This window comes from Bacillus sp. MYb209, assembly GCF_002975175.1.
In the GTDB taxonomy this organism is placed as follows: domain Bacteria; phylum Bacillota; class Bacilli; order Bacillales; family Bacillaceae_G; genus Bacillus_A.
Map to the genome: position 1 here is coordinate 22204 of NZ_PCNZ01000035.1, position 7528 is coordinate 29731.

The 7528-nt window shown below is 37.0% G+C and carries 7 protein-coding genes and 1 tRNA gene; all 8 read left to right on the top strand.

What is annotated here, in order from left to right; all coding sequences use genetic code 11:
• Nucleotides 1-25 precede the first annotated feature (25 nt).
• Nucleotides 26-547 carry a single-stranded DNA-binding protein gene (gene ssb / locus CQZ94_RS26835; RefSeq protein ID WP_105587942.1) on the top strand — a complete coding sequence of 174 codons (522 nt, stop codon included), beginning with the start codon at nt 26-28 and terminating at the stop codon, nt 545-547.
• Between the two features lie 44 nt (nt 548-591).
• Complete coding sequence (rpsR, locus tag CQZ94_RS26840) at nt 592-825, top strand: 30S ribosomal protein S18 (RefSeq protein WP_000918874.1); 234 nt, start codon at nt 592-594, stop codon at nt 823-825.
• A gap of 80 nt (nt 826-905) precedes the next feature.
• Entirely contained in the window at nt 906-1841 is a 936-nt protein-coding gene (locus CQZ94_RS26845; protein ID WP_105587943.1) for a YybS family protein, read from the top strand.
• A 78-nt stretch (nt 1842-1919) separates the two neighbouring features.
• Nucleotides 1920-3893 carry a DHH family phosphoesterase gene (locus CQZ94_RS26850; RefSeq protein WP_105587944.1) on the top strand — a complete coding sequence of 658 codons (1974 nt, stop codon included), beginning with the start codon at nt 1920-1922 and terminating at the stop codon, nt 3891-3893.
• Nucleotides 3890-4336: a 50S ribosomal protein L9 gene (rplI, locus tag CQZ94_RS26855; protein WP_105587945.1), complete on the top strand. Its 447-nt coding sequence runs from the start codon at nt 3890-3892 to the stop codon at nt 4334-4336. The genes CQZ94_RS26850 and rplI overlap by 4 nt, the downstream gene beginning before the upstream one ends.
• A 27-nt stretch (nt 4337-4363) precedes the next feature.
• On the top strand, nt 4364-5725 hold the full coding sequence (dnaB, locus tag CQZ94_RS26860; protein ID WP_105587946.1) for a replicative DNA helicase: 1362 nt from the start codon (nt 4364-4366) through the stop codon (nt 5723-5725).
• Between the two features lie 215 nt (nt 5726-5940).
• A complete protein-coding gene (locus tag CQZ94_RS26865; protein ID WP_105587947.1) occupies nt 5941-7230 on the top strand; it encodes an adenylosuccinate synthase in 1290 nt (429 codons plus the stop codon).
• Between the two features lie 154 nt (nt 7231-7384).
• A tRNA-Lys gene (locus tag CQZ94_RS26870) sits at nt 7385-7460 on the top strand.
• The last annotated feature ends 68 nt before the right edge of the window (nt 7461-7528 follow it).

Consider the following 7528-nt stretch of genomic DNA (forward strand, 5'->3'; position numbering starts at 1 on the left):
AAGATATATAGGGAGAGTGGTTCGATTGATGAATCGTGTTATCCTCGTTGGTCGCTTAACTAAGGACCCTGACTTACGTTACACGCCTAATGGTGTTGCGGTAGCTACTTTTACGTTAGCTGTGAATCGCGCATTTGCGAATCAACAAGGTGAGCGTGAAGCTGACTTTATTAATTGTGTAATATGGCGTAAACAAGCAGAAAACGTGGCAAATTATTTGAAAAAAGGTAGCTTAGCAGGCGTAGATGGACGTCTTCAAACTCGTAATTACGATGGACAAGATGGTAAACGTGTATATGTAACAGAAGTTCTTGCGGAGAGCGTACAATTTTTAGAGCCGCGTAATGGCGGTGGGGAGCAACGAGGTTCGTTCAATCAGCAACCATCAGGAGCTGGTTACGGTAACCAAGGCTCTAACCCATTTGATCAGTCTAGTAATCCGGGTAACTCAGGTAACACTGGTAACTCTGGATTTACAAAGAATGATGATCCATTTTCGAATGTTGGTCAACCGATTGACATTTCGGACGACGATTTACCATTTTAATGGTATGAATCGGTTATTTTTAACAAAGAATGGAGGGAATAGACATGGCAGGACGCAAAGGTGGACGTGCGAAACGTCGTAAGGTGTGTTTCTTCACATCTAACGGCATCACTCGCATTGACTATAAAGATGTTGATTTATTAAAACGTTTCGTTTCTGAGCGTGGTAAAATTTTACCTCGTCGTGTAACAGGAACAAGCGCAAAATACCAACGCAAACTTACAGTTGCAATTAAACGTGCTCGTCAAATGGCACTTTTACCATATGTTGGTGAATAATAGCGTATGAAATGCACAGTAGAGTCGGACTCTACTGTGCATTTTGCTATGCTTTTCTTTTCTGAGAGAGAGGTTGGATGATGAAAAACACGAAATTTATTACTGAAGGTGCAGCGTTATTGGCTATATATGCCATTTTGTTACTTATATCTAGGTATGTTCCAATTTTAGGTACAATGGTAACGTTTGTGCTGCCGTTACCATTTATATTATTAACAGTAAGACATAAACTATCTAATATGCTTGTGATTTTTGTAGCGGCACTTTTTATTACAGTTATTGTGAGTCAGCCGATTAGTCTCATAAAGACGGTGATGTTTGGATTAATAGGCGTTGTATTAGGATATATGTATAAAAAAGGGAAAAAACCAGTGGAGATATTGATAGCTGGAACGCTTGCGTATTTAATTGGTATAATGCTCATTTATGTTGGAAGTATAAAGTTTTTCAACATAGATTTAATGAAGCAAATGCAAAATATGTTTAGTGAAAGTATGGTGCAAAGTGAAAAGATAGCAAATGCTGCTGGTATGCCAGTTAGTAAGGAACAAAAAGAGTTGTTTGCACAAATGCATGATATATTACAAACGTTATTTCCAAGTATACTTGTGCTAGTTTCTGTATGTTTTTCTTGGATCACAGTGCTAATATCCGGTAGTGTTTTGAGAAAGTTAAAGCACGACGTTACACCTTGGCCTAAATTTAAAGATATACAATTGCCAAAGAGTATTGTCTGGTATTACGTCATATTTATTTTGTTAGCAACTTTTCTAAAAGTAGAACCAACATCATATTTACATATGGTATTTTCTAACCTATATGTAATCTTTGCTTTGCTGCTCGTATTGCAAGGATTAACGTTTATCACCTTTTTAGCACACAGAAAAGGTTTTACTAGAGGTATTCCTATTATTAGTTTTATTGTATGTATGTTTATTCCAATGCTGTTTCCTCTTGTGACAATCTTAGGTATAATTGATTTAGGGATTTCATTGCGTTCTAAAATAGGGGAATAAAATAATATTCCTTACACTATTTTAATTTGTTTAACTAACTGGAAGGTGAGTTAGTTTTACTTTATAGGAGTTGTATACATGCCTGAATTTTATAAGAAACAGTGGTTTTTATATCCTGTTTACGTATTGGCATTTTTTGTGTTGGTGCTAATCTCGATTCTCTGTTATTTCCACTTAATCATGGGGATATCTTCCTTTTTTATTTTTAGCATCGTTTTCTTTTTAGTTATACGATTTGAACTTACCTTTCAAAGGAACTTTGAAAAGTATACGACAGATATGATTACTAGGGTAAAAAAAGTGAGTAACGAAGCATTCAACCAGATGCCAATCGGTATATTGTTATACAATAAGGAGTATGGGATTGATTGGGCAAATCCTTACTTGTCTTCATGCTTGGGGCAACATGCATTAGCTGGGTGGCATCTGTACGATGTATCAGAAACATTACTCCTTTTTATTAAAGGAGAGACTTCTGATGATATAGTATCTTTAAATAGTCGAAAGTTCCGTGTGTTTGTAAGGAAAGAAGAAAAACTAATTTATTTTTTTGATGTAACTGAGCAAACAGAGATTGAAAAAATGTATGAGGATCAGCGCACTGTTTTAGCTGTTATTTATTTAGATAATTACGATGAAGTTACACAAGGGTTAGATGATCAATTACGTACGAATATAACAAGTCTTGTGACGTCACGTCTAAATGAATGGGCCGTTAAGTATGGTGCATATTTGAAACGTGCATCTTCAGAAAGATTCTTCGTTGTACTAAATGAAAGCATTTTAGCGCAAATGGAGAAGGGGAAATTTAGTATTTTGGATCAAGTGCGTGAAGAAACATCAAAAAGGAATATACCACTTACATTAAGTGTTGGTGTTGGATCAGGTGATTTACCTTTATCAGAGCTTGGAGCGATGGCTCAATCTGGTTTAGACCTTGCGTTAGGAAGAGGAGGAGACCAAGTAGCTATTAAACAAGCGACGGGTAAAGTTAAGTTTTACGGTGGTAAGACGAATCCGGTTGAAAAGCGTACTCGTGTACGTGCTAGAGTTATTTCGCATGCATTAAAGGATTTAGTATTAGAAAGCAGTAATGTCATTATAATGGGGCATAGAGCTCCTGATATGGATGCGATTGGTGCAGCGATTGGTATTTTAAAGGTAGCTCAATTAAATGAGCGCAAAGGATATATTGTATTAGATGAAAATGATTCTGATAAAGGAATCAAACGTTTGATGGATAAAGTGAAACAAAATGAAGAGTTATGGTCACACTTTATTACACCAGGGCAAGCGATGGAATTTGCAAATGACGATTCATTACTTGTTGTTGTTGACACGCATAAACCTTCAATGGTGATGGAGGAAAAACTGTTACATAAGATTGAAAATGTAGTAGTTATTGACCATCATCGCCGTGGAGAAGATTTCATTGAGGACCCATTGCTTGTTTATATGGAGCCATACGCTTCTTCAACGGCAGAGCTTGTTACAGAATTACTTGAGTATCAACCTAAAAATTTAAAGATGACAATGTTAGAAGCAACAGCATTGTTAGCTGGTATTATTGTTGATACGAAAAGTTTTACATTCCGTACAGGCGCTCGCACATTTGATGCCGCTTCTTATTTACGCTCGCATGGCGCAGACACTGTACTTGTACAAGAACTTTTAAAAGAAGATATGGGTCAGTATTTACGAGTTGCAAAAGCCATTAAAAATGCGTACATTTATAAAAATGGAATTGCGATTGCTAAAGTTGATGGTGATGAATATTATGACCAAGTACTTATTGCACAATCAGCAGACACATTATTGACAATGACAGGTATCATTGCATCGTTTGTTATTGCAAAACGTGGAGAAAATTTCATTGGAATTAGTGGTAGATCTTTAGGTGAATTGAATGTACAGCTAATTATGGAGAATTTAGGAGGTGGCGGGCATTTAACAAATGCAGCCACACAAATGAAAAATGTTACAGTAGATGAAGCAGAGGAGAAGCTTCGATTTGTTATTGATGACTATTTACAGGGAGGCACACAATCATGAAAGTAATTTTTCTAAAAGACGTAAAAGGTAAAGGTAAAAAAGGAGAAATAAAAAACGTACCAGACGGTTATGCAAATAATTTCTTACTAAAACAAGGGTTAGCTGCCGAAGCGACAAACAGCAGTATGAAAACTTTGGATGCTCAAAAGCGTAAAGAGGAAAAAGATGCAGCAGCAGAGCTTGAAAATGCAAAACAATTAAAAGAAACATTAGAGAAATTAACTGTAGAATTAAAGGCGAAATCTGGAGAAAGTGGCCGTTTATTTGGTTCTATTACAAGCAAACAAATTGTAGATGCAATGCAAAAATCACACAAGATTAAACTTGATAAACGTAAATTTGAAATGGACGATGCAATACGTGCATTAGGTTATACAAACGTCACTGTAAAATTGCATCCGCAAGTAACAGCGGCAGTAAAAGTTCATGTTAGTGAACAATAAAAATAAATTAAGCAAGGAGGATTGCGCATGAGTGATGTACTGGCTGATCGTACCCCTCCGCATAATATAGAAGCAGAGCAGGCGGTTTTAGGGGCTATATTGATTGATCAAGATGCATTAACGTCAGCATCAGAGCTGTTGCTACCTGACTCGTTCTATCGAACGAAACATCAAAAGATTTTTGAAGTCATGCTTGGGTTGTCTGATAAGGGAGAACCAATCGACTTAGTAATAATGACATCAGCGATGGCTGATCAAGGGTTACTAGAAGAAGTTGGTGGGGTTTCTTATCTAGCAGAATTAGCAGAAGTTGTTCCAACAGCTGCAAACGTAGAATATTATGCACGCATCATCGCTGAAAAGGCACTTTTACGTCGTTTAATTCGAACGGCGACTCATATTGTATCGGATGGATACGAGCGAGAAGATGATGTGGATGGCCTTTTAAATGAGGCTGAGAAAAAAATATTAGAAGTATCACATCAAACAAATGCAAAAGCATTCCAAAACATTAAAGATGTTCTTGTAGATGCTTATGATAAAATTGAACTTTTGCATAATCAAAAAGGTGAAGTTACCGGGATACCAACTGGATTTACTGAATTAGATAAGATGACCGCGGGTTTTCAGCGAAATGATTTAATCATCGTAGCGGCGCGTCCGTCGGTGGGGAAAACTGCATTTTCATTAAATATCGCACAAAACGTAGCGACGAAAACGGATGAAAATGTAGCGATTTTTAGTTTGGAGATGGGCTCTGATCAGCTTGTTATGCGTATGCTTTGTGCAGAAGGAAATATTGATGCGCAAAGACTCCGTACCGGTTCATTAACTTCTGATGATTGGGCGAAATTAACAATGGCGATGGGTAGCCTTTCTAATGCTGGTATATATATTGATGATACACCAGGGATTAAAGTAAATGAAATTCGAGCAAAATGTCGTAGATTAAAGCAAGAACAAGGTCTTGGGATGGTTTTGATTGACTATTTACAGCTTATTCAAGGAAGTGGGAAATCAGGAGAAAACCGTCAGCAGGAAGTATCTGAGATTTCTCGTACATTAAAAGGGATTGCACGTGAATTGCAAGTACCTGTTATCGCCTTGTCACAGTTATCTCGTGGTGTAGAATCTCGTCAAGATAAACGTCCGATGATGTCTGACATTCGTGAATCAGGAAGTATCGAGCAGGATGCTGACATTGTAGCCTTCCTATATCGTGAAGATTACTATGATCGTGAAACAGAAAATAAAAATACAATTGAAATTATCATTGCAAAACAACGTAATGGTCCGGTAGGTTCAGTAGAGCTTGCGTTTGTTAAGGAATTTAATAAATTCGTCAACTTAGAACGCCGTTTTGAGGGTGGACATGCACCGCACGCATAAAGGCAGTATAAAAAAGAAACACATTTCTTATAATAAGATGTGTTTCTTTTTTTTTATATGAAAGATAGGGCTTTCATAAGGTGAATATGTAATTCTTACGAACGAAAACGTTTTTCGATAAAAAAATGTTCGCTTTTTGGTTGACTTCTCTTTCTGTTTTGGTACAATTATATTGTTTGAATAGATCGTTTGAAAATTGCGGAGGTGCTTTAATAATGTCTTCAGTAGTAGTTGTAGGAACACAATGGGGCGACGAAGGAAAAGGTAAAATCACTGATTTTCTTTCTGAGCATGCGGAAGTAGTTGCAAGATATCAAGGTGGAAATAACGCGGGACATACAATTGTTTTCGGCGGAGTTAAATATAAATTACACTTAATTCCATCTGGTATTTTCTATAAAGAGAAAATTTGTGTAATCGGAAACGGCTTAGTAGTAGATCCGAAAGCATTACTTGAAGAGTTAAAATATTTACACGATTGTGGTGTAAGTACTGATAATTTACGTGTAAGTAACCGTGCGCACGTTATCTTACCTTATCACTTAAAACAAGATGAGTTAGAAGAAGCGAGTAAAGGTGATAACAAAATCGGTACAACGAAAAAAGGTATCGGTCCTGCATATATGGATAAAGCTGCTCGTATCGGTATCCGTATGGCTGATCTTTTAGACCGTGAAGCATTTAAAGAGAAGCTTGAGCGCAATTTAGTAGAAAAAAATCGTTTATTTGAAAAAATGTACGATACAGAAGGTTTCAGCGTAGAAGAAATCTTTGAAGAGTACTTCGAATATGGACAACAAATCGCACAATATGTATGCGACACATCTGTTGTATTAAATGATGCACTAGATAACAATCACCGTGTATTATTTGAAGGTGCACAAGGTGTTATGCTTGATATTGACCACGGTACGTACCCATTCGTTACATCTTCTAACCCGATTGCTGGTGGTGTAACAGTTGGAACTGGAGTTGGTCCTGCGAAAGTTACTCGCGTTGTAGGTGTATGTAAAGCATATACAAGCCGTGTTGGTGACGGTCCATTTCCTACTGAACTTAATGATGAAATTGGTCATCAAATTCGTGAAGTTGGTCGTGAATATGGAACAACAACTGGTCGTCCGCGCCGCGTAGGTTGGTTCGATAGTGTTGTTGTAAGACATGCACGTCGCGTTAGTGGTTTAACAGATTTATCATTAAACTCTATCGATGTATTAACAGGTATTCCAACTCTTAAAATCTGTGTTGCTTACAAATATAACGGAGAAGTTTTAGATGAAGTTCCAGCAAACTTAAACATTTTAGCGAAATGTGAGCCTGTATATGAAGAGCTTCCAGGTTGGACAGAAGATGTTACTGCTGTGAAATCATTGGATGAACTTCCTGAAAATGCAAGAAAATACATAGAGCGTGTTTCTGAATTAACAGGAATCCAATTATCTATGTTCTCGGTTGGACCAGATCGTAATCAAACAAATATCGTTCGTAATGTATACGAAGCTTAATTGATATAAGAAATTGATTTTTTTAAGAAAAAACTCATGTTTTCATGAGTTTTTTCTTATCTTTTATAAAAAAATAAAAAAAGGTATTGCAAAAACAAAGGATAACATGTTATGATATGTCTTGTCGTCACGAAAATATGACGTTGGTGAGTATGAGCCATTAGCTCAGTTGGTAGAGCATCTGACTTTTAATCAGAGGGTCGAAGGTTCGAATCCTTCATGGCTCACCATTTTATTTTTCGTGGCCCGTTGGTCAAGTGGTTAAGACACCGCCCTTTCACGGCGGTAACACGGGTTC

What these genes read in the sequence shown, in the direction of transcription:
- rpsR (WP_000918874.1), top strand. Translation starts at nt 592, where the DNA reads ATGGCAGGACGCAAAGGTGGACGTGCGAAACGTCGTAAGGTGTGTTTC.
- CQZ94_RS26845 (WP_105587943.1), top strand. Translation starts at nt 906, where the DNA reads ATGAAAAACACGAAATTTATTACTGAAGGTGCAGCGTTATTGGCTATA.
- CQZ94_RS26850 (WP_105587944.1), top strand. Translation starts at nt 1,920, where the DNA reads ATGCCTGAATTTTATAAGAAACAGTGGTTTTTATATCCTGTTTACGTA.
- rplI (WP_105587945.1), top strand. Translation starts at nt 3,890, where the DNA reads ATGAAAGTAATTTTTCTAAAAGACGTAAAAGGTAAAGGTAAAAAAGGA.
- dnaB (WP_105587946.1), top strand. Translation starts at nt 4,364, where the DNA reads ATGAGTGATGTACTGGCTGATCGTACCCCTCCGCATAATATAGAAGCA.
- CQZ94_RS26865 (WP_105587947.1), top strand. Translation starts at nt 5,941, where the DNA reads ATGTCTTCAGTAGTAGTTGTAGGAACACAATGGGGCGACGAAGGAAAA.